Annotated in this window: 12 protein-coding genes; 5 read left to right on the plus strand and 7 right to left on the minus strand. The window is 69.9% G+C overall.

Features of this window, described 5'->3' with window-relative positions; all coding sequences use genetic code 11:
* Positions 1-19 precede the first annotated feature (19 nt).
* The 5 genes from AC1DTF_RS11675 to AC1DTF_RS11695 form a co-directional block, all read right to left on the minus strand.
* A complete protein-coding gene (locus AC1DTF_RS11675) occupies positions 20-937 on the minus strand; it encodes a sterol desaturase family protein (RefSeq protein WP_477474170.1) in 918 nt (305 codons plus the stop codon).
* Position 938: 1 nt separating this feature from the next.
* Positions 939-1,583: a TetR/AcrR family transcriptional regulator gene (locus AC1DTF_RS11680; RefSeq protein WP_477474171.1), complete on the minus strand. Its 645-nt coding sequence runs from the start codon at positions 1,581-1,583 to the stop codon at positions 939-941.
* 69 nt (positions 1,584-1,652) lie between these two features.
* Positions 1,653-2,396 carry a sirohydrochlorin chelatase gene (locus tag AC1DTF_RS11685; protein ID WP_057169680.1) on the minus strand — a complete coding sequence of 248 codons (744 nt, stop codon included), beginning with the start codon at positions 2,394-2,396 and terminating at the stop codon, positions 1,653-1,655.
* Positions 2,375-3,082, minus strand: coding sequence for a phosphoadenylyl-sulfate reductase (locus AC1DTF_RS11690; protein ID WP_477474172.1), 708 nt, complete (start codon positions 3,080-3,082; stop codon positions 2,375-2,377). The genes AC1DTF_RS11685 and AC1DTF_RS11690 overlap by 22 nt, the downstream gene beginning before the upstream one ends.
* A 7-nt stretch (positions 3,083-3,089) precedes the next feature.
* Complete coding sequence (locus AC1DTF_RS11695; protein WP_477474173.1) at positions 3,090-4,784, minus strand: nitrite/sulfite reductase; 1,695 nt, start codon at positions 4,782-4,784, stop codon at positions 3,090-3,092.
* A gap of 312 nt (positions 4,785-5,096) precedes the next feature.
* Here AC1DTF_RS11695 and hemW point away from each other — a divergent pair, with 312 nt between their 5' ends.
* Entirely contained in the window at positions 5,097-6,230 is a 1,134-nt protein-coding gene (gene hemW, locus AC1DTF_RS11700; protein ID WP_477474174.1) for a radical SAM family heme chaperone HemW, read from the plus strand.
* Positions 6,231-6,234: 4 nt separating this feature from the next.
* On the opposite strand, the gene AC1DTF_RS11705 is transcribed toward hemW, so the two are convergent.
* Both AC1DTF_RS11705 and AC1DTF_RS11710 read right to left on the minus strand, forming a co-directional pair.
* The gene (locus AC1DTF_RS11705; protein WP_477474175.1) at positions 6,235-11,445 is read right to left on the minus strand and encodes a type I polyketide synthase; all 5,211 of its coding nucleotides are present in this window, start codon (positions 11,443-11,445) and stop codon (positions 6,235-6,237) included.
* A gap of 132 nt (positions 11,446-11,577) precedes the next feature.
* On the minus strand, positions 11,578-13,242 hold the full coding sequence (locus AC1DTF_RS11710) for a (2,3-dihydroxybenzoyl)adenylate synthase (RefSeq protein ID WP_477474176.1): 1,665 nt from the start codon (positions 13,240-13,242) through the stop codon (positions 11,578-11,580).
* Positions 13,243-13,343: 101 nt separating this feature from the next.
* Here AC1DTF_RS11710 and AC1DTF_RS11715 point away from each other — a divergent pair, with 101 nt between their 5' ends.
* From AC1DTF_RS11715 to mbtD, 4 genes are read left to right on the plus strand one after another with little or no spacing between them, the layout of a single operon-like run.
* Positions 13,344-16,811, plus strand: coding sequence for a non-ribosomal peptide synthetase (locus AC1DTF_RS11715; protein ID WP_477474177.1), 3,468 nt, complete (start codon positions 13,344-13,346; stop codon positions 16,809-16,811).
* Positions 16,808-17,533 carry a thioesterase II family protein gene (locus tag AC1DTF_RS11720; protein ID WP_082614387.1) on the plus strand — a complete coding sequence of 242 codons (726 nt, stop codon included), beginning with the start codon at positions 16,808-16,810 and terminating at the stop codon, positions 17,531-17,533. Before AC1DTF_RS11715 ends, AC1DTF_RS11720 begins: the two co-directional genes overlap by 4 nt.
* Positions 17,523-18,848: a beta-ketoacyl [acyl carrier protein] synthase domain-containing protein gene (locus tag AC1DTF_RS11725; RefSeq protein WP_477474178.1), complete on the plus strand. Its 1,326-nt coding sequence runs from the start codon at positions 17,523-17,525 to the stop codon at positions 18,846-18,848. The genes AC1DTF_RS11720 and AC1DTF_RS11725 overlap by 11 nt, the downstream gene beginning before the upstream one ends.
* The gene (gene mbtD / locus AC1DTF_RS11730) at positions 18,845-21,763 is read left to right on the plus strand and encodes a mycobactin polyketide synthase MbtD (RefSeq protein WP_477474179.1); all 2,919 of its coding nucleotides are present in this window, start codon (positions 18,845-18,847) and stop codon (positions 21,761-21,763) included. Before AC1DTF_RS11725 ends, mbtD begins: the two co-directional genes overlap by 4 nt.
* Positions 21,764-21,781 lie beyond the last annotated feature (18 nt).

The raw sequence follows: 21,781 nt of genomic DNA on the forward strand, positions 1-21,781 counted from the left end.
AGATTAGGCGAGCAGCCCCTCAGTTACTTGTGCTTGCAAGTTCCTGCGGGGACGCAGCCGGCGTCGTCTCGGTCCATCCGGGCGGCTGCAGCAGATAGCCGACCCGCGCCCGCCAGGTCTTGGCCCGCCACACGTCGCGGACCATCAGGGCGAACTCGTGGAAATTCACCTTGATGGGGTTGTAGGTGTCGATGTTGTGGGTCAACCCGTAGCGGACCTGCTCGGCCTCGTGGGCGTAGCTGTTGAACAGCCGGTCCCAGATGATCAGGATGCCACCGTAGTTCTTGTCCAGGTAGGGGTTGTTGGAGCCGTGGTGCACCCGGTGGTGTGATGGTGTGTTGAAGACGAATTCGATTGCTGGGTGCAGCTTTCCGATGCGTTCGGTGTGCAGCGGATATTGGAACAGCAGCACGATCGCCTGCGAGAGGAAGATCATCCACACCGGCACGCCGATCAGTGCGAGCGGAATGTAGACCACCGATGTCAGGAAGCGTCCCGGAATCAGCCACGGCAACCGCACCGCGGTGGACATGTTGAAGTGCTGACTGGAGTGGTGCACGCTGTGCGCCGCCCAGAACAGCCGCACCCGGTGCTGCATCCGGTGCTGGGCGTAGTAGCCGAGGTCGGCCCCGATGACGGCCAGCACCCACACCCACCAGTCCGATGCGGACAGTGAGATCGGGGCCAGCATCGCGGCGAGCACCACGATGGGCAGCTGGATGAAGTCCTCGACCAGGTTGGCGAATCGGCCCAGCCCGTAGACGCCCAGGCTGGCGAACGTATCGCGGGCGGAGAAACCCACGCGCCGAGGGCTTTCCGTGGTACCTCCGGCGCGACGCTCGCGGCGGCGCTCCAGGTGGTCGCCGAGGAACTCGATACCCAGCAGCAGCAGGAACGCCGGGATCGCATACAGCCCGATGTTGCCGATCCATTCCATGTCAGCGGGTCTCTTCCGTCTTGCGGGGCATGCCGGCGATCTGCCAGCGCAGGGCCTGGCCGAACATCTCCTCGGTGACGCGTTCCGGTTCGATGCGGCGTTGCCGGATCAGGCCGCCGAACATGGCGAGGGTGGTGGTGGCGAAATCGTCGATGGAGATCGCCTCGACGTCGACGCCGTTGCGGTCCAGCATCTCGGTGAGGATGCCGCGCACCGCTTCCAGGGTCTTCGCCGAGGATGCCGCCTCGATCCGCATGAGTTCGGGATTGCGGACCGCGTGCAGCCAGAACTCGGTGCGCAGCACGGCGACGTCGATCTCCTTGTCCGCCATGGCGATCAGCATGGCGCCCAGTGCGCGCATGGGGTCCGCCTCTTCGGCTCGCGCGTCGCGGATGGCCTGGGCCACCTCACTCATCCGGTCGACGGCGCGGTCGGTCATCAGCGTGGCGAAGAGTTGTTCCTTGTTGGTGAAGTTCGAGTAGACCGCGCCGACGGAGTAGCCCGCCGACTCGGCGATCTCCTCGACCGAGGCGGCGGTGTATCCGCGGTGCGCGAACACCTGCGCGGCGGCATCGAGAAGCCGCCGCCGGGTCTGCTCTTTGCTCTCGGCGCGGGTGAGTCGCCGCGATTTCTCATCGGAGGCCATATTCAGATAGTAACCATTATTTGAATGGCGCGCACTATCCCGGCGGTGTGACGTCTGGGTGGGGCTGGGTCAGGCGGCGGCGGAAAGTGCGAGCGCCGCGTCGAAGCGGTCCAGCACCGTCTCGGCCACCAGGCGGTGCGCCCCGAGTGGGGATGCCATCGGAATGCCTTGGGCCGCAGCAAATTCGGCGACCCGGTCGGTGATCTTGCCGTGCGCCAGGAACCACGGCGCGATCACGATACGTTCGGCGCCGAGCAGCTGCAGGCGCTGCGCGGCGGCGGCCAGCGACGGTTTCGGTCCGGTGGCGAACGCGGTGGTCGTACCGATCCACCGGGTGCCGATCGCGACCGCCTGCGCCACCGTCGAGGTGCGGGCATTGGCCGCCGGGCGCGAGGACCCGACCGCGGTCACGATCACCCCGACATTCGAATCCTGCGCGGACACACCGGCTTCGGCGATCCGTCGGCGCAGCACCGCCAGGAGCTGGTCGTCCTCGCCGAGTACCTGCGCCTGCCGTGCATGCACACCACTGTCGGCGATCATGGCCGGGATGTCGGTGCGTGCGTGAAAGGCGTCGGCCAGCAGCAGGGGAGTGACGACCGCGCGGTCACCGACAGCGCGCAGCACGTCGACCAGGTTGGGCGCGGTCTGCTCGCAGAACGCGGGCACCACCTCGAGGTCCGGCCGCAGCCTGCGGATGGTGTCGGCCACCGCACGCACGGTCACCGCCGAGCGGGGATCGGCGCTGCCGTGGGCGGTGAGGACCAGGACCGGCGGCAGCACCGCCGGACTCATGACGCGTGCAGTCCGCATTCCGTCTTCGCCTGGCCGGCCCACCGGCCGCTGCGCGGATCGGCGCCCTCGACCGGCTTGCTGGTGCACGGGGCGCACCCGATCGACGGGTAGCCCTCGTAGACCAGCGGATTGACCAGGATGCCGTTGGCGTCGATGTAGGCCTGCATGTCCTCGTCGGTCCAGGCGGCGATCGGGTTGATCTTCACCAGTCCGAACGCGGCGTCCCAACTGATCAGCGGCGCGTTCGCGCGGGTCGGGGCCTCGACCCGCCGGATGCCGGTCACCCACGCCGAGTAACCGCGAAGCGACTTGCCCAGCGGCTCGACCTTGCGCATCCGGCAGCACGCCGCGGCGTCGCGGGCGAAGAGATCCTTGCCGTGCAGCTCGTCCTGGCGCGCCACGGTGTTCTCCGGGGAGACATTCACCACATGCACCCCGTAGACGGCCTCGACCGCGTCGCGGGTGCCGATGGTCTCGGCGAAGTGATAGCCCGTGTCCAGGAACAGGACGTCCACGCCGGGGCGCACCTTGGCGGCCATCTCGACGAGCACGCCGTCCTGCATGTTGGACGCCACGATGTAGTTACCGCCGAAGTTCTCGTCGGTCCAGCGCAGGAGTTCCTCGGGACCGGCATCGGCCAGCTCAGCGGCACCGCGCTCGGCCAGCTGCTTCAGGTCGCTTTCTGTTCGTGTCACTGCCGTCATGTCCACATCACCTCAAGTCCGCATCATCGGCGCGTACCGCCCACTGAGCGAAACGCTCATCGGGCTCGCGTTGTTTCACGAAGTTGCGAACGACCCGTTCGATGTAGTCGCCGAGCTCGGTCGCGAGCACCTTGTGCTGGCGCAGTTTGCGACCGAAACCGCTGTCCAGGCCCAGGCTGCCGCCCAGATGCACCTGGAAGCCCTCCTCGGGCCCGTTGCCGTCGTCGATCATCTGGCCCTTGAAACCGATATCGGCGACCTGGATACGGGCGCACGAGTTGGGGCAGCCGTTGATGTTGATCGTCACCGGCACGTCGAGCTGGGCGTTGATGTCTTCGAGCCGCTTCTCCAGCTCGGGCACCAGCACCTGGGAGCGGCTGCGCGTCTCGGCGAAGCTCAGCTTGCAGAACTCGATGCCCGTGCAGGCCATCAGGTTGCGGCGCCAGTGCGACGGGGTCGAGGGCAGGTTGAGGGCATCCAGGCCGGCCCGCAGCTCGGCGAGCTTGTCATCGGCGACGTCGAGGATGATCAGCTTCTGGTACGGCGTGAAGCGGATGCGGTCGGATCCGGCGGCCTCGGCCAGGTCGGCGACCTTGGTCAGGATGGTGCCCGAGACGCGGCCCGCGATGGGGGCGACGCCGACGGCGTTCAGGCCGTTCTTGAGGCGCTGCACGCCGACATGGTCGATCGGCCGGCTGACCGGCGCGGGCGCGGGTCCGTCGAGCAGCGGGCGCTTGAGGTACTCGGTCTCGAGAACTTCCCGGAATTTCTCGACACCCCAGTCCTTGATGAGGAACTTCAGCCGGGCCTTCGCCCGCAGCCGGCGGTAACCGTAGTCGCGGAAGACGCTGACCACGCCCTCCCACACGTCGGGCACCTCGGCCAACGGCACCCACACGCCGACCCGCTGGGCCAGCATCGGGTTGGTCGACAGCCCGCCGCCGACCCACAGATCGAAACCGGGGCCGTGTTCCGGGTGCTCGACGCCGATGAAGGCGACGTCGTTGACCTCGTGCACCACGTCCTGCAGACCCGAGATCGCGGTCTTGAACTTGCGCGGCAGGTTGGAGTACTCCGGCTTGCCGATGTAGCGCTTGACGATCTCGTGGACGGCGGGCGTGCCGTCGATGACCTCGTCGAGCGACTCGCCGGCCAGCGGGGAGTTCAGCACGACGCGCGGGCAGTCACCGCAGGCCTCGGTGGTCTGCAGGCCGACCTCGTCGAGGCGGCGCCAGATCTCGGGCATGTTCTTGACGTCGATCCAGTGGTACTGGACGTTCTGCCGGTCGGAGATGTCGGCGGTGTCACGCGCGAATTCCGTGGAGATGCCGCCCAGGGTGCGCAGCGCGGCGACCGTCAGGGCGCCGCCGTCGCTGCGGACCCGCAGCATGAAGTACTCGTCTTCGAGCATGTCGGTGTTCTCGTCACCGGTCCAGGTGCCGTCGTAGCCGGGCTTGCGCTGGGTGTAGAGGCCCCACCACCGGAAACGGCCTCGCAGGTCGCCCTTGTCGATGGACTCGAAGCCGCCGGGGGCGTAGATGTTCTCGATCCGCTGACGCACGTTGAGCGGGTTGTCGTCCTTTTTGGCCTGCTCATTGGGGTTGAGCGGCTCGCGGTAACCCAGGGCCCACTGCCCTTCGCCGCGCGGCCGTTTGACCGGCTTGGCGGGCTTCTCAGGGGCGTTGGAGACGGTGTCGGTCATGTTGTCGGGGCTCCTTGTCGGAGGAGCGGGCTCGTGAATCGCGCGTTCGCCGGGGGCTGGCCGGCGGCGCAGATCCGGCGGCCGCTCAGGATGTGGGCGGGCTGATTCCGATATCGACGCGGGTCAGGACGGACAACAACAGGTGCAGATGCGCTTGAGGTCGACATGCCGCCGGACCACCAGCGCAATGCGGGTGGTGCTGTCAACGGCGGCGGTCACGCCCGCCATTCTGCCACGACAGCCCCCACCTGCCCTAACCGGGCCAGATTTGCGATCAGGGTGAGCAAAACAGTTTCTGGGATGATTCGGGGCATGAGCAGTGACGGCCCCTTCGGTATCTACATCCACGTGCCGTTCTGCGCGACCCGCTGCGGTTACTGCGACTTCAACACCTACACACCGTCCGAGCTCGGCGGGGCCAACCCCGACGGCTGGCTGGCCGCGGTGCGGGTCGAGCTGGAACTGGCGGCCCAGCAGGTGGGGGCGCGGCCGGTGGACACCGTCTTCGTCGGGGGTGGCACGCCGACGATGCTGGGCGGCCACGGCCTGGCCGCGGTGCTCGCGGCGGTACAGGACCATTTCGAGCTGGCACCCGGCGCTGAGGTGACCACCGAGGCCAACCCCGAGTCCAGCTCGCCGGAGCTGTTCGCGACACTGCGCGCGGCCGGCTACACGCGCATCTCGCTGGGCATGCAGTCGGCCGCGACGCACGTGCTGAAGGTGCTCGATCGGGTGCATTCGGCCGGACGTGCCCCGGCCGCCGCACTGGAGGCCCGCGCCGAGGGGTTCGAGCACGTCAACCTCGACCTGATCTACGGCACGCCCGGCGAAACCGACGATGATCTGGTGCGCTCCATCGAGACCGCACTGGGTGCGGACGTCGACCATGTGTCGGCCTACGCACTGATCGTCGAGGACGGCACCGCACTGGCCCGCCGGGTGCGCCGCGGCGAACTGCCGGCACCGGACAACGATGTGCTGGCCGACCGCTACGAACTGCTCGACGCGCACCTGTCGGCGGCCGGCCTGCAGTGGTACGAGGTGTCCAACTGGAGCCGCCCCGGCGGCGAGTGCCGGCACAACCTCGGGTACTGGGACGGCGGGCACTGGTGGGGCGCCGGGCCGGGGGCGCACAGCTTCCTCGGCGCGACGAGATGGTGGAACATCAAGCATCCCAACGCATATGCACAGGCGCTGGGCGAGCGCCGGCTACCGGTGGCCGACTCCGAGGATCTCGACGACTCGGCCCGCCACATCGAGGACGTGATGCTGCGGATGCGGCTGCGCAGCGGTCTGCCGCGCGATGCGCTCACCGAACCCGAGCAGCGCCGTGCCGACACCGCGCTCACCGATGGACTGGTGGTCGCCGCCGCGGACCGGCTGGTGCTCACCGACCGGGGCCGGTTACTGGCCGACGCGGTGGTGCGCGACCTGCTCGACGACTGAGGCCTCAGGCGCAGGACGCGCTGATCTCTTCGGATTCCTCGGCACCCGAATGATCGTGCGGGGTCAGCATTTCCACGATCCTGGTGGCCACCGCCGCGGCGGTCGGATGCTCCCACAGCAGGGTCGGCGGCAACGCCAGCCCGGTCTTGCGCTCCAGCTGCTTGCGCAACGCCACCGTCATGATCGAGTCCACGCCGATCTCCGCCAGCGGCAACCGCGGATCGACACCACCGTCGGGCAGGCCCAGTTCGGCGGCCACCGCGGCGACCACCACTTCGGCCACCCACACCGCGGTGTCCACCCCCTCGCGCCCGACCGGCAGCTGCAGGCCGCCCAGGCCGTCGTCGTCCTCGTCGTCCCGAGGTGCGATATCGGCAAGCATCGGCACCGAGGCGGCATCGGCGGTCACCGGGAGCACCACGATATGGGCCTGATCGGCACGCACCGCGAGATCCAGGGCGCGCATGGCGTCGTCGGCCCCGACCGTGCCCATGCCCAGCGCGTTGAGCTGTGCGGCGACAAAGCTTGAGGCAGAACCCATTCCGAGGCCACGCCAGGCTGTCCAGGCCACCGCGGTGGTCCGGTCACCCAGGCTGCGACGGTGCTGGGCGAATGCGTCGAGGAAGGCGTTCGCGCACGCGTAGGCGCCCTGGCCGGGGAAGCCCGCGAGGTACCCGCAGGACGAGAACAGCACCAGCCAGTCCAGCTCACCGGGCGGGAACACCTCGTGCAGGGTCAGGGTGCCGTTCACCTTGGGGTGCATGGCCGTTGCGAAATCCTCGGCGGTGGTGCCGGCCAGCAGCGCGCCGGCCTCCACGCCGGCGGCATGCACCACGCCGCGCACCGGCGGCAGATCGCGCAGCGCCGCGCGCAGCTCGTCGGCCGCACCCGCTGCGGCGATGTCGACGGCGGCCACCCGCACCGATACGCCGCGTTCCTCGAGTGACAGGATGGTGCGATAAGGCTCTGCCGCAGCGTCATGCGCCGGGTCGCTGCGCTCCCGGACGGTGTCCCAGGACGCGCGGTCGGCGGCCAAGCCGCTGCGGGACAACAGCACGATGCGGCGTGCCCCCAGATCGGCCAGTCGGGCGGCGACACGCACACCCAGGGCGCCGGTGCCGCCGGTGATCAGATAGGTGCCGGCCGGCGAGCAGGACAGCGTGGCCCGCTTGGTGGGTTCGGCCTGGGCCAGGCGTGCGGTCAGCGCGATGTCGTCGCGGACCACGACCACACCCTGACCGCCGAGTGCGGCGAGCACCCCGATCGGCAGGCTGTCATCGGCCACATCCAGGACGCCGCCCCATAATCCGGGATGCTCGGCGGCCGCGACCCGGGAGAAGCCCCACAGCGGCGAACTGCCGATATCGCTGCCCTCGTAGACCCCGCGGGTCAGCGCCCACAGCTGAGCCGGAGCACCGCCCACTCTCCCGTCGCTGCGCTCGCCCAGACGGTCCAGCAGTGTGGTCAACGCTTGGTGCACCACGTTGACGGTGTCGCCGGGCGCATCTTCGGGCCGGGGCAGTACCAGCACGACCGCGCCCGGGGTCAGTGTCGTGGGGATCTCGTCCGGCGACTTGCACAGCCGGTGGTCCACATCGGCCGCAGCGAGATCGCGCATGCACCAGGCCAGCGTCTGCGCGTCGCCACCGACCAGGATCACCTGCGACGGGCGTGCCGATTCGGCCCACTGCGCGGGATGCCAGGCCAGCTGCTGAATCATCCGGGCGACATCGTTGCCGCCGGGATTCTCCAGCTGGTCGAAGAACATGCCGTCGATCGCGCCGACCACCGTGCCCTCGGCGTCGGTGATCGTCACATCGGCGATCGTGCTGCCGGTACCGCGACGAATATGCATGAGCGCCAGGGAAACCGGTGCGCCGCGCAGCGCCACCCGGTCGATGCGGGCGGGCATCCGCAGCCGCAGCGGGCTCTCGAACACGATCGACGCCGCCGAGGTCGCGGCATCCAGCAGTCCGGCCCATGTGGCCGGCGCGGAGCCGTCGGGTTCGGCGCGCACCACGGCCAGCATCTCACCGTCACCGCGCAGCAGTTCGGTGATCTCCCAGGGGAATCCCATGGCCGCGACGCCCAGGTCGGCGAGGGTGTCCACCACGTGCCCGGCGGGCAACGTCTCGGTGCAGCGCGCCCGCGCGGCCACGATATCGACTGCGGGCAGCGGGTTTTCGGTGCCGGCCGCGGCCACGGCGGTGCAGTGGGTGAGCCAGCCGCCGCCATCGGAATCGGCGCCGCTGTCGGCGTCCTCGATCCGGGAGGCCAGCGCCAGCGCCCGGTCCTGCAGCACGACCTGCACCGAGCGGGCCCGCCCCGGCGCCACCGGGGTGCGCAGTCGGACATCGGCGAGTGCGCCACCGCCCGCGGTCAGGAATGTGTTGAGCAGCACCGCGGCCGGGATGATCTCGGTGCCCTGCACCGGGTGATCACCCGGGTAGGGCCGGGTGTCCATGTCCAGCTGGGTCTGCCACACCTTGGCCGGTACCGCGGCGGTCACCTCGAGGCGGCCGCCGAGCAGGGTGTTGGCCTGCGGGTCGTGCACCGCGCCGCCACCGGGCGGTGCGGCCGGGGTGCGCCAGAACCGGCGGTGCTGCCACTGCGTGCCGGGCAGATCATGCGCCCACCGGGCGGGTGACGGGTGCAGTGTCACCGGCGCCCCGTGACAGTGCAGCGCGGCGATCGCGGTGGTGACCGACCGCACCTCGGGCATGTTGCGCCGGTGCAGCGGCAGCACCGCGTAGTCGTCGATACCGGCGTGCGACAGGGTGTCCACGATGGAGTGCGAGACCACCGGATGCGCGGCGATCTCCAGGAACAGTCGGTGCCCGTCCTCGGCGGCGGCGGTGACGGCCTCGGTGAACCGGACCCGGCCACGCAGATTGGCCACCCAGTAGTCGGGACCGCGCAGTGCGCTCGACCGTGGATCGGTCATGGCGGTGCTGTAGAGCGGGATGGTCGGTGCCTGCGGGCTCAGGGCGCCGGTGAGGCGGGCCAGCTCGGCGGTCAGGTCGTCCATGGCGGGGCTGTGGAACGCGACATCGGTGTTCACCTCGCGGGTCACGATGCCTTCGGCCGACCAGTCGGCGGCGATGGCCCGCACCTCGTCGGCGGTGCCGGAGATGACGGTGGATTCGGGGGAGGCGCTGATCGCGGCGACCACCTGGGTCTGGCCGGCCAGGCGCTGCTCGGCCTCGGCGAACGACAACGCGACCAGGGCCATCGCGCCCTTGCCCTGGACGGAGCGGAAACCGCGGGCCCGGTAGCAGGCGACCCTGGCGCCGTCGGTCAGGTCGAACACCCCGGCGATGACGCAGGCGGCGACCTCGCCGACGGAGTGCCCGATGACCGCTGCCGGTGCCGCGCCCCGGGAGCGCAGCACCGCGGCCAGCCCGACCTGCATCGCGAAGGTCAGCGCCTGCACCTGGTCGGTGCCGCCGTGTTCGCCTGAGGTGAGCGCCGCGCGGGCCGAGAACCCCAGTTCGGCGCCGAACACCGGGTCGATCGCATCGATGACGGCGGCGAAATCCGGTTCCTCGCGCAGCAGTTCGGCACCCATGCCGACCCAGTGTGAGCCGTGCCCGGAGCACACCCAGACGGCGCCGCCGGCGGCACCGGGTACCACCGAACCGGTGGCCACCGAGGAATTGCGCTCACCGTTGCCCAGTGCGTCCAGGCCGACGATCAGTTCCTTGTGGTCCTCGGCGATGATGGCCGCGCGCACCGGCTCATGGGTGCGCCGCGACCACAGGGTGGCGGCCACATCGTTGAGCGCGTGGTGCGCGGAACGAAGATGGTCGCCGAGTGCCTCGGCGTTCGCCGACAGCCGCGACGGTGACCGCCCGGACATCGGAATGACTTGGTAGGAAGTATCTTTCGGCGTCTCGACGGCGGCCGGTGCGGGTGCCTCTTCGAGCAGGACGTGCGCGATGGTGCCGCCGTAGCCGTAGCTGCACACCGCCGCGCGGCGTGGCTGTGCGGCGCGCGGCCAGCTCTCGGTCTCGGTGTTGACCCGCAGGCCGTTGGTGGTCCAGTCCACCGCGGTGGTGGGGGTACGCACGCCGGCGGTCGGGGGGATCGCCTCGTGGTGCAGCGCCAGTGTCGCCTTGACCAGGCCGACCACCCCGGCCCCACCCTCCAGGTGGCCGGTGTTGGGCTTGACCGAGCCGACCACGCACGGCTGATCCGCGCGGCCCGCTCCGTATACGGCGGACAACGCGGTCAGTTCCACCGGGTCACCGGTCGGGGTGCCGGTGCCGTGCGCCTCCACGAAGCCGATGCTGGCCGGGTCGATACCGGCGGTGCGGCAGGTGCGCCGGAACATCTGCTCCTGTGCCGCACCGTTGGGCGACATGATGCCGACGGTCTTGCCGTCCTGGGCGACGGCGCCGCCTCGCACGATCGCGAGCACCCGGTCGTTGTCGCGCTGCGCGTCGGCCAGGCGTTTGAGCACCACCACGGCGGCACCTTCGCCGCGGCCGTAGCCGTCGGCGGACTCGTCGAAGGATTTGCACCGTCCGTCCGGGGCGGTGGCCCCGGCCACGTCCAACACCCGGGTCAGCCCGGGGCCGATCAGCGCGCTGACACCACCGGCCAGTGCCAGTGAGGTCTCGCCGGCGCGCAACAGTTGGCAGGCCTGGTGCACGGCGACCAGGGAGGCCGCGCAGGCGGCGTCCAGGGCGACGCTGGGTCCGCGCAGGTCGAGCAGATGCGAGACCCGGTTGGCGATACCGCACAGCGCGGTGCCGATCCYGGTCCAGGCTTCGATGCCGGGCAGGTCCTCCATGACGAGCTTGCCGTAGTCGTCGGAGTTGACGCCCATCAGCACCGCGGTGTCACTGCCGGCCAGCGAACGCGGCGGCACGCCGGCGTCCTCCAGCGCCTCCCAGCTGACTTCGAGCGCCAATCGCTGCTGGGGGTCCATCAATTCGGCCTCGCGCGGGGAGACCCCGAAGAACTCGGCGTCGAAACCGGGCAGGTCGGACAGGAAGCTGCCCTTGTGGGTGGTGGCCTTGAGGATGGCGGCGTTGCGGGGATCGCGGCGCAGATACGGCTCCCACCGTTCGGCCGGAACCTCGCCGACCGCGGTACCGCTGTCGAGCAGGAACCGCCAGAAATCGGCCGGGGTGTTGACGTCGCCGGCGAGCCGGCACCCGATACCGACGATGGCGATCGGTTCCAGGGTGGGGTCCTGGTTAAGCGTCACGGCTGCGAATCCTCTTCACATCATTTGCGTTTACACAGATCGTGGCACGGGACGGCGGTCGGTGGAGGGCTACCTGATGTGCCCCTGGGCACACCGGGCGGCGAGAAGTGAAGTACGTGAACGGATTAGCGGTCACGAAGACCCCAGCAAGGCGACGATCTGGTTCTTGTCGACCTTGCCGACGGCGGTCTTGGGTAGCGACGGCAGCGGCGCGAGCATGTCCGGCTTGGTGTGCGAGGACACCCCGCGGCTGTCCAGGAAGCTGTTCAGCTCGGCCAGCGTGAGCGCCTTCCCGGAGAAAACGACTGCGGCGCAGATCTTTTCGCCGAGGTATTCGTCCGGCATGGCCACCGCCGCGGCAGCATAGATCCCGGGATGGGCGAACAGGTGCTCCTCCAGATCGGAGGCCGACACCGTCTCGCCACCGCGGTGGATGACGTCCTTGATGCGCCCGGTCACCTCGACGTAGCCGGCCAGCGGGCCGTCGGCGAAGATCCGCACCCGGTCACCGGAGCGGTAGTAGCCTTCCGGGCTGAATGAGCGGGCGTTGGCTTCGTCGGCGCGGTAGTAGCCGTTGATGGTGTTCGGTCCGCGCACCAGCAGTTCGCCCTCGTCGCCGGGGGGCACGGCAGCGCCGTGCTCGTCGACGACCAGCATCTCGTCGAGCGGGGACATCGGCCGGCCCTGGGTGTGCAGCAGCACATCGACCGGGTCGCCGGGGCGGGTGAAGTTCAGCATGCCCTCGGCCATCCCGAAGATCTGGCTGAGCCCCGGGGTGAGGTTTTCCAGGATGAACTTGGCCTCGTCGGCGGTCATCCGCGAGCCGCCGACCTGCACGACGCGCAGCGACTCGGGCAGCACCGGTTCCCAGTCGCAGGCCTGCGCCCAGACCTTGGCCAGCGCGTTGACCAGGCCCGTCACCGTCACGTGGTGCTTGTCGATGAGCGCGAAGGCGTTCTCCGGGCTGGGGTCGTGGGTGAAGACGGTGGGGGCGCCGACGGTCATCGCGCCCAGCAGTCCGGGGCAGCCCAGTGGGAAGTTGTGCCCGGCCGGCAGCGCGACGAGGTAGGTGTCATCGCTGGTCATCAGGTATTCCTGGGCGGAGGCGACGGCGGTGTAGACGTAGTCGTCGTGGGTGCGGGCGATCAGCTTGGGCAACCCGGTGGTGCCGCCCGAGACGAGCAGCAGTGCGGGTTCGGCCGCGTCGAAACCGTCCCGGGTGGGCGTTGCGGTCGGCGCGTCGCCGTCCGGATCGGTCAGCGCGGACCAGGCGAGGTACTCGCCGGGGTCGCCGTCGACGATCACGCGGGTCAGCGCGGGGTGATCTCTCTGCAGTTGGGCCGCCATCGTGCGGAAATCGAAACCGGCTGCGGTATCGGTGATTACGAGCCCCACCGCGCCGCTGATACCGGCGAAGTGGCTCAGTTCGGCCGAACGGTGACCGGACAGGCACATCACCGGGACCACGCCGGCGCGCAGCAGTCCGAAGAAGGCGACGGCGAACTGGGTGGTGTTCGGTAACTGCAGCAGCACGCGGTCACCGGCCCGCCATCCCAGGCCGGCGAGCCGGCCGGCAACACGGTCGGCCACCGCATCCAGTTCGGCGAAGGTGTAGCTGCGCTGCGCATCGACGATCGCAGTGACATGGGGCCACCGTGCCGCGGCGTTGCTGAGTATCGAGTCCAGCGGTTGCCCGGTCCACAAGCCCGCCTGCCGGTAAGCGGCGGCACGATCCGCCGGGAACGCGACGAAACCGTCGTTCAGATCGCCGTATCCCTGCGGAAAAACCGTGCTCATGCTGGAGAAACCGTCCCTCTGGGTAGGTGCGTTGCCGATATGAATATAGGGTAGCCTCACTGCAGTTAGGGCAGCCTGTACTAAAACTGCGGAGGAATAGCGTGGCCGTCGCTGCGACGACATCAGAAACCGTTCGATCCGAGGTGGCCGATCTTCTCGGGATCACGGCGGATGCGCTGGACCCGAATGCTGATCTCATCGCGTCCGGTCTGGACTCCATTCGGATGATGTCGCTGTCGGGACGCTGGCGGAAACAGGGCATCCAGGTCGGTTTCGCCGCGCTGGCCGCCAACCCCACCGTCGCCGCCTGGCAGGACCTGGTCGCCGAACACGCGCCCGCCGACGCGGTACCCGCCGCCGAGGTGATCGCCGGCGATGCCGACGCACCGTTTTCGCTGGCCCCGATCGCCCACGCGATGTGGGTGGGCAGGCACGGCGAACAGGAACTCGGTGGTGTGGCCGCGCACCTGTATGTCGAATTCGACGGCTTCGGTGTCGATCCCGTCCGTTTGCAGCGCGCCGCCACGAAACTCGCTGCGCGCCATCCGATGCTGCGCCAGGAGATCCTGCCCGACGGCACCCAGCGGATCAGCGACCGGGGGTTGCCGGTCACCGTGTACGACCTGCGTGATGTGGCCGACGCGGACGACAGGTTGGACAGGATCCGGGACGACAAGTCGCATCAGTTGCTGGACAACGAGGTTCTGCAGATCTCGCTGTCCCTGCTGGCGGATGGGCGCACCCGGCTGCACGTCGACATGGACATGCAGGCGGCCGACGCGGTGAGCTACCGCAACTTCATGGCCGACCTGGCCGCTTTCTACCGGGGCGCCGAACTGCCCGAACTCGGGTACACCTACCGCGAATACCGGGCCCGGCTGACCGCGTCGACGCCGCCACCCTCGCCGGAGGACCTGCAGTGGTGGGCCGAGCGGGTGCCCGATCTTCCGGAACCGCCTGCGCTGCCGCTGGTTCCGCGCGACGAGCAGCAGGATCCGTTGCGCAGCATCAGGTTGTGGCACATCTTCGACGTGGCCACCCGCGATGCGCTGTTCGCCGCCGCGCACCGGCGCGGACTCACCCCGGCGATGGCCGTCGCCGCCGCCTACTCCAATGCGCTGGCCCGCTGGTCGACCGATTCACGGTTCCTGCTCAACCTGCCGATGTTCGGCCGCGAGCCCTACCACCCCGACGTCGACAAACTGGTGGGCTGCTTCACCTCGTCGCTGATGCTCGACGTCGACCTGGCAGATACCGACACCGCGGCATCGCGGGCACGTGCGGTGCAGGAGACCCTGCACGCCACCGCCCAGCACGCGTCGGTGTCCGGCCTGTCCGTGYTGCGCGATATGAGCAGGCACCGCGGCACCCAGACGCTGGCGACCATCGTCTACACGAGTGCGCTCGGCCTGGGTGACCTGTTCGCCGGTGACGTGACCGACCAGTTCGGCGAGCCGGTGTGGACCATCTCGCAGGGCCCACAGGTGCTCATCGACGCCCAGGCCACCCCGCTGGCCAACGGACTGATGATCAACTGGGACGTGCGGGTGGAAGCCTTCCCGCCCGGGGTGCCCGAGGCGATGTTCGCCTACGAGGTCGCCGAGCTCGCGCGCCTCGCCACCGATGACGCGGCCTGGGACGAACCGGACCCACCCGCGCTGGCCGACGCCTCACACGATGTTCGCGACACCGTCAACGCGAGCATCGTGGCGCCCAGCGGCGACAACCTCGTCGACGGTTTCTTCCGCAACGCCGCCGCCGGCCCCGAGGCCACCGCGCTCATCGCCCGTTCGGGCACGCTCAGCTACGGCGAACTCTCCGACCGGGTGCTGGCGGTCGCAGGCACCCTGCAGGCCGCCGGCGTCGGCTCCGGCGATATCGTCGCGGTGCTGGGCCCCAAGGGCGCCCAGCAGATTCCCGCGCTGCTCGGCATCCTCACCGCCGGTGCCGCCTACCTGCCGATCGGCGTCGATCAGCCCGCCGACCGCGCCACGCGCATGCTGACCACCGGCGGGGTGACATTCGCCCTCGTCTGCGGTGACGACGTTCCCGACGTCCTGGCAGCCACCGGGATACCGTCCCGGCGCATCACCGATATCGAGACGGCTGCAACAACATTCGATGCCGTCACCGTCGCACCGAGCGATCTGGCCTATGTGCTGTTCACCTCCGGTTCCACCGGAGAACCCAAGGGGGTGGAGCTCACCCACGATGCGGTGATGAACACCCTGGAATTCCTCTACCGGCACTTCGAGATCGGGCCGCAGGACCGCGAATTGGCGCTTTCACACCTGGAGTCGGACATGTCGGTGCCCGATGTGTTCGGCATCCTGCGCGCCGGCGGCGCCATCGTGATGGTCGACGAAGACCAGCGCCGCGATCCGGACGCCTGGGCCCGGCTCATCGAGCAGCATCAGGTCTCGGTGGTCAATTTCCTGCCCGGATGGCTGCAGATGCTCACCGAGGTGCCCGGCTCTCTGGAGTCGTTGCGGGTGGTGCTCACCGGTGGTGACTGGGTACGTCCGGAGATGGCCAGGGCACTACGCGCCCGGGCGCCGCGGATGCGGTTCGCCGGTCTGGGCGGGGCCACCGAGACCGCCATCCACGGCACCATCTTCGAGATCGGGCCCGACGACGAGATTCCCGCGAAACCGTCGGTGCCCTACGGGGTGCCGTTCCCGAACAACGCCTGCCGGGTGGTCAGCCCGGCCGGTGAGGACTGCCCGGACTGGGTGCCCGGCGAGCTGTGGTTCACCGGCCGCGGCATCGCCCGCGGCTACCGTGGCCGCCCGGATCTGACCGCGGAGAAGTTCGTCGAGTACGACGGGCGCACCTGGTACCGCACCGGTGACCTCGCCCGCTACTGGCCCGACGGCACCCTGGAGTTCATCGGCCGCACCGATCACCGCGTCAAGCTCAGCGGATACCGCATCGAACTCGGCGAGGTCGAAGCCGCGCTGGGCCGGGTGCCCGGAGTAGGCGCGGCGGTGGCCGCCGTGGTCCCCGTCGACCGCGGACGCGACGTGCTGGGCGCGCTGGTGCGGATCGACGATGCCGATCTCGGGGCGGACGCGGTGCTCGACGCGCTGGCCGATCTGGTTCCGGCCCATATGATTCCGCAGGTCATCGTGCCCACGGACCGGATTCCGTTCACCATCGGCGGCAAGATCGACCGCAAGGCGGTGGCGCTGCGTCTGGCCGAGGCCGAACTGCCCGCAGAACGCGGCTACCGGGCGCCGTCCACCTCCCTGGAGACCGCGCTCGCGCGGATCATGTCTGACCTGTTGGGCCGTGACGCCATCGGCATCGACGACGACTTCTTCGGTCTCGGCGGCGACTCGGTGATGGCCACCCAGGTGGTGGCGCACGTGCGTGACTGGCTGGATACCCCGACCATCATGGTGCCCGACGTCTTCGCGACCCGGACGGTGGCCGCCATCGCGCAGCGCCTCATCGAACGGGAAACCGACGCGCAGCGCCTGGAACTGGTGGCCGAGCTGTACCTGGAGGTCGCCGCCATGGATGACGCGGATGTGGTCTCCGAGCTGGATACCGCGGGCCGATCGTGAGCACCTTCAAGCCCTGGATCAAGCAGTATCCCGGCTCGGGCGGGCAGGCCGCCCTGGTGTTCCCGCACGCCGGGGGAGCGGCGCTGGCCTACCGGTCGCTGGGCACCGCGCTGGCCGCGGCGGGCGCCGACACCTACGTCATGCAGTACCCGCAGCGCGGGGACCGGCTCACCCACCCCGCCCAGGACACCGTCGGCGAACTGGCCGCGGACCTGTTCGACGGTGGCGACTGGGCCGACCTCGGGCCGCTGCGATTGTTCGGGCACTGCATGGGCGCGGTGGTGGCCTTCGAGTTCGCCCGCGTCGCTGAGAGCAAGGGCATCGAGATCAGCTCGCTGTGGGTGTCGGCCAGCGAGGCGCCGTCCACGGTCGCCACGGCGCCCTCGCTGCCGATGGCCGAAACCGAGATCATCGCCGAGATGGTCGATCTGGGCGGCACCGATCCGCAGCTACTGGCCGATGACGATTTCGTGGAACTGCTGCTGATGGCCGTGCGTGCGGACTACGCCGCCTTCAACCGCTACTCCTGCGACGACGATGTCCGCATCGCGGCAGATATCCACACCCTGGGCGGCGCGACCGATCACCGGGTCAGCGAGAACATGTTGCGCCGCTGGGAAACCCACACCAGCGGAGCCTTCACGGTATCGATGTTCGACGGTGGTCACTTCTTCATCAACGACCACACCGCGGATGTGGCGGAGCTGGTCAATGCCCTCTGATGTGACCCGACAGGACGATCCGGTGGTGATCGTCGGCATGGCGGTGGAGGCACCCGGTGGTGTCGACTCGGCCGATTCGTTCTGGGACCTGCTGTCCGGGCAACGGGAGGCGCTCGGCCCGTTCCCGACCGATCGCGGCTGGGCGGTACCTGACCTGCTGGAGGGGTCGCGTCGCGACGGTTTCAAGCAGATCCACGATCTGGGCGGATTCCTCTCCGACGCAGCCAATTTCGACCCGGCGTTCTTCGGCATCTCGCCGCGGGAGGCGGTGGCGATGGACCCGCAGCAGCGGGTGGCGCTGCGGCTGGCCTGGCGCGCCCTGGAGAACAGCGGGATCAACCCCGACGATGTCGCCGGCCACGACGTGGGTTGCTATATCGGGGCATCCGCCCTGGAGTACGGACCGGAGCTGTCCGAATACTCGAACCACAGCGGCCATCTCATCACCGGCACCTCGCTGGGCGTGATCTCCGGTCGCATCGCCTACACCCTCGACCTGGCCGGACCCGCGCTCACCGTGGACACCTCGTGCTCCTCGGCGCTGGCCGCGCTGCACACCGCGGCCGGTGCGGTGGCCGGCGGCGACTGCGACATGGCGCTCACCGGCGGGGTGTGCGTGATGGGCACCCCCGGATACTTCGTCGAATTCTCCAAGCAGCACGCACTTTCCGATGACGGCCACTGCCGGCCCTACAGTGCCGCCGCCAGCGGCACCGTCTGGGCCGAGGGCGCCGGAATGTTTGTGCTGCAACTCCGGTCGGCGGCGCTGCGCGACGGCAGGACGATCCTGGCCGAGGTGCGCGCCACCGGCGTCAACTCCGACGGCCGCACCGTCGGGCTGACCGCACCCAGCGGCACCGCCCAGCAGCGGCTGTTCGCCCGCGCCATCGCCCGCGCCGGCGTCCGGCCCGAGGATGTCGGCATGATCGAGGGCCACGGCACCGCCACCCGCCTCGGCGACCGCACTGAACTGCGCGCCCTGGCCCAGACCTACGGCGCCACCGCACCCGGGGCGGGCGCGCTGCTCGGCTCGGTGAAATCCAATATCGGACACGCCCAGGCCGCCGCCGGTGCGCTGGGGCTGGCCAAGGTGATCCTCGCCGCCCAACACGGCGCGGTGCCCGCCAGCCTGCACATCGATGCCGCCAGCCGCGAAATCGACTGGGATGCCCAGGGGCTTCGACTGGCCACCGAACTCACCGCATGGCCCGCCGTCAACGGCGAACGGATCGCCGCCCTATCGGCGTTCGGGATGAGCGGCACCAACACCCACGCCGTGGTGGCGATCCCGGACACCGCCGGGCAGGCCGCATGACGACCCTCACCACGTTGCCCGACGGGCGCATCCCGGTACTGCTCAGCGCGCACGCCGAAGAACTGATCGCCCAGGACGCCGGCGCCATCCTGGATCACCTGCACCGCCGACCGGCGCTGAGCACCGGTGCCGACGTGGCCCGGGTGGCCGCGACCCTGACCGCCACCCGGCGGGTACGCAAGGTCCGGGCACTGATCCGGGCCGCCGATGTCGCCGAGCTCTCCGACGCCCTGCGCGCCCTGCAGGCCGGGGCGGACCATCCGCTCGTCACCCGGTCCGCGCAGACCGGGCAACCCCGGGTCGCGTTCGTCTTCCCCGGGCAGGGCAGCCAGTGGCCGTCCATGGGGGTCGAGGCCTACCACCGGCTGACCGTCTACCGCGACGAGGTCGACCGCTGCGCAACGGCATTCACCGATGCCGGGCACGCCTCCCCGATGGCGTATCTGCTGGCCGATCCCGGCGCGCTGACCAACGATTTCTCCCAGGTGCAGATCCAGGGCGCACAGTTCGTGCACGGCGTCGCGCTGGCCCGGGTGTGGCAGTCCTGCGGGGTGACCCCGGACATCACCGTCGGGCACAGCCTCGGCGAGGTCGGTGCCGCCCACATCGCCGGTGCCATGACGCTGTCCGACGCCGTCGGCGTGGTCGCGGCGCGGGCCACCCTGCTGGACGGCCTCACCGGCCCGTACCGCGTCGCCGTGCTCGGGATCGACCAGGACCAGGCGCGGGACGCGATCGCACAGACGCCGGGCTGGCTGGAACTCTCGGTGGTGAACTCGACATCCTCGGTGGCGGTCTCCGGGGACACCGAGGCCATCACCGCGGTGGTGCGCCGGGTCGTCGAGAGCGGCCGGTTCGCCAAAGAGATCGAGATGTGGTTCCCCGCGCACACCACGAAACTGGACACCAAACGCGCGGAGCTCGAATCGATGCTTCCCGCCGGGACATTCGGTGCGGCCCCGGTGCAGTTCATCGGTTCGGCGACAGCGCAGGTGGTGCCGGCCGGCACCGATTTCGCCGACTACTGGTACACCAACCTGCGCAGCACGGTGCGCTTCGATGATGCCGTGCGGGCCGCGGTGGCGGCAGGCGCGCGGACGTTCGTGGAACTCTCGGCCCATCCGGCGCTGCTCTACGCCATGGCAGATGTGCTCGACGAGGTGGCCGACCCGCCGCTGATCGTCGGATCCGGCCGCCGCGACGAGCCCCTGGTCGACCGCTTGTCCGCCAACCTGACCGCGGTGGCGCTGGCCGATCCCGCATGCCGCTGCAGTGGACGGCCCGCAGAGCTGCTGCGCGACTTCCCGTTCGCGCCGATGCGCGCCCAGCACCACTGGGCCACACCCGAACCGCTGCCGCCGGTGCCCGGCCTCACGGTGCTCACCGAGCGGTGGGAACAGCGGGCACCCGCCGCCGCCGGGCCACGGCGCGCCGCAGTCGTCGACCTCGGTGACGACGGCCGACTCGCCGCCGCCCTGGGCTCCCGGCTCGAGATCGCCGATCCGGCCGAGGCGGACCTGATCATTGTGCTGGCCCCGGTGCTCGATCATCTGGACGCGGTGGCCGCGGGGGTCGAGCTGTCCGCCCGCATCGACGCCGGGCTGCTCGGGTACACCGACGCCGTCGGCCCGCTGTGCCGCGACGTCTGGCTCGTCACTGTCGGCGGCGAGCAGGTGCGCACCGGTGAACCCGGACCGCTGCCGGCCCAGGCCGCGCTGGCGGCGATGCACCGCAGCATCGGGCTGGAACACCCCGATCAGTCCTTCGGCCACCTCGACCTGCCCTCATGGGAACTCGACGACGCAGCCGCCGCGCTGGCGGTCGGCGCCCTCTCCGGCGCGGCCGCCGACGTGGCGTTGCGCCACACCGATTCCGGGCCGGCACTGTTCACGCACGGCACCGTCGAAGACCGGCTCCCGCAGCCGGGTTGGGGCGCACCCGGTGTACTCGACGAGGTGGTGATCACCGGCGGCTCCGGTGCGGTCGGTACCCACTTCGTGAACTACCTTGCCGCGCACGGGGCGCGGCGCATCGTACTGCTCGGCCGCAGGGGCGCCGACCCGCAGCAGGTGGCGGGTGTGGAGGTGCTGGCGCCGCCGTGCGATATCACCGACCCCGCGGCCCTGGCCGCCACCGCCGCCGAATTCGGCGGCGGCGGGGCCTCCCTGGTCATCCACGCGGCAGGCGCGGCCACCATGACCGGGCACCGGGACCTCACCGGTCCGGTGTTCGCCGAAGCCGTGTCGGCCAAGGTCGCCGGGCTGGCCGCGTTCACCGCGAGCTGGCCGCTGCGAGCCGATGCGCGAATCATCCTGTGCTCCTCGGTATCCGGCCTGTGGGGCGGGAGCGGCCACACCGCATACTCGGCGGCCAACCGGCTGCTCGATGTGATGGCCGGCCAGATGCGGGCCGACGGCAGGCACTGCACCTCGGTGCGCTGGGGACTGTGGCCGGGCACCGGCATCATCGACGCGGATGAGGTCGCCCGCGTCGAACGCTCCGGCCTGCACGCCATGATCCCGGAGCGGGCCGTCGAGGCCTGCCTGCGGGACTTCACCGGCGACCCGCTGGTGTTCTCCGCCGACGCGGCGCGGCTGCAGGTGTTCCTGGGGGGAACGCGAGCCGAACCGGTGTCCGCAGGGCAGCCGGAACCGTCGCTGGACGGACTGGACGCGGCCGGCGTACTGCGGGTGGCACTCGGCTCGGTGCTCAACCTGCCCGCCGATACCGCGCTGGAGCCGTCCGCGTCCCTGCTCGATCTGGGTGTCGACTCACTGCTGGCGCTCGACCTACGCAAGAAGCTCAAGAAGGCGGCCGGCGTCAACGTCCCGCTGGCGACCATTCTCGGCGGCGCCACTGTCGCCGAGGTCCTTGAGCACCTGGAACGACCTGAGAAGAAGGCACGCCTGAAGTGACTGACACCGTAGCCGCAT

This window comes from Mycobacterium sp. P4_H6 (assembly GCF_056400845.1).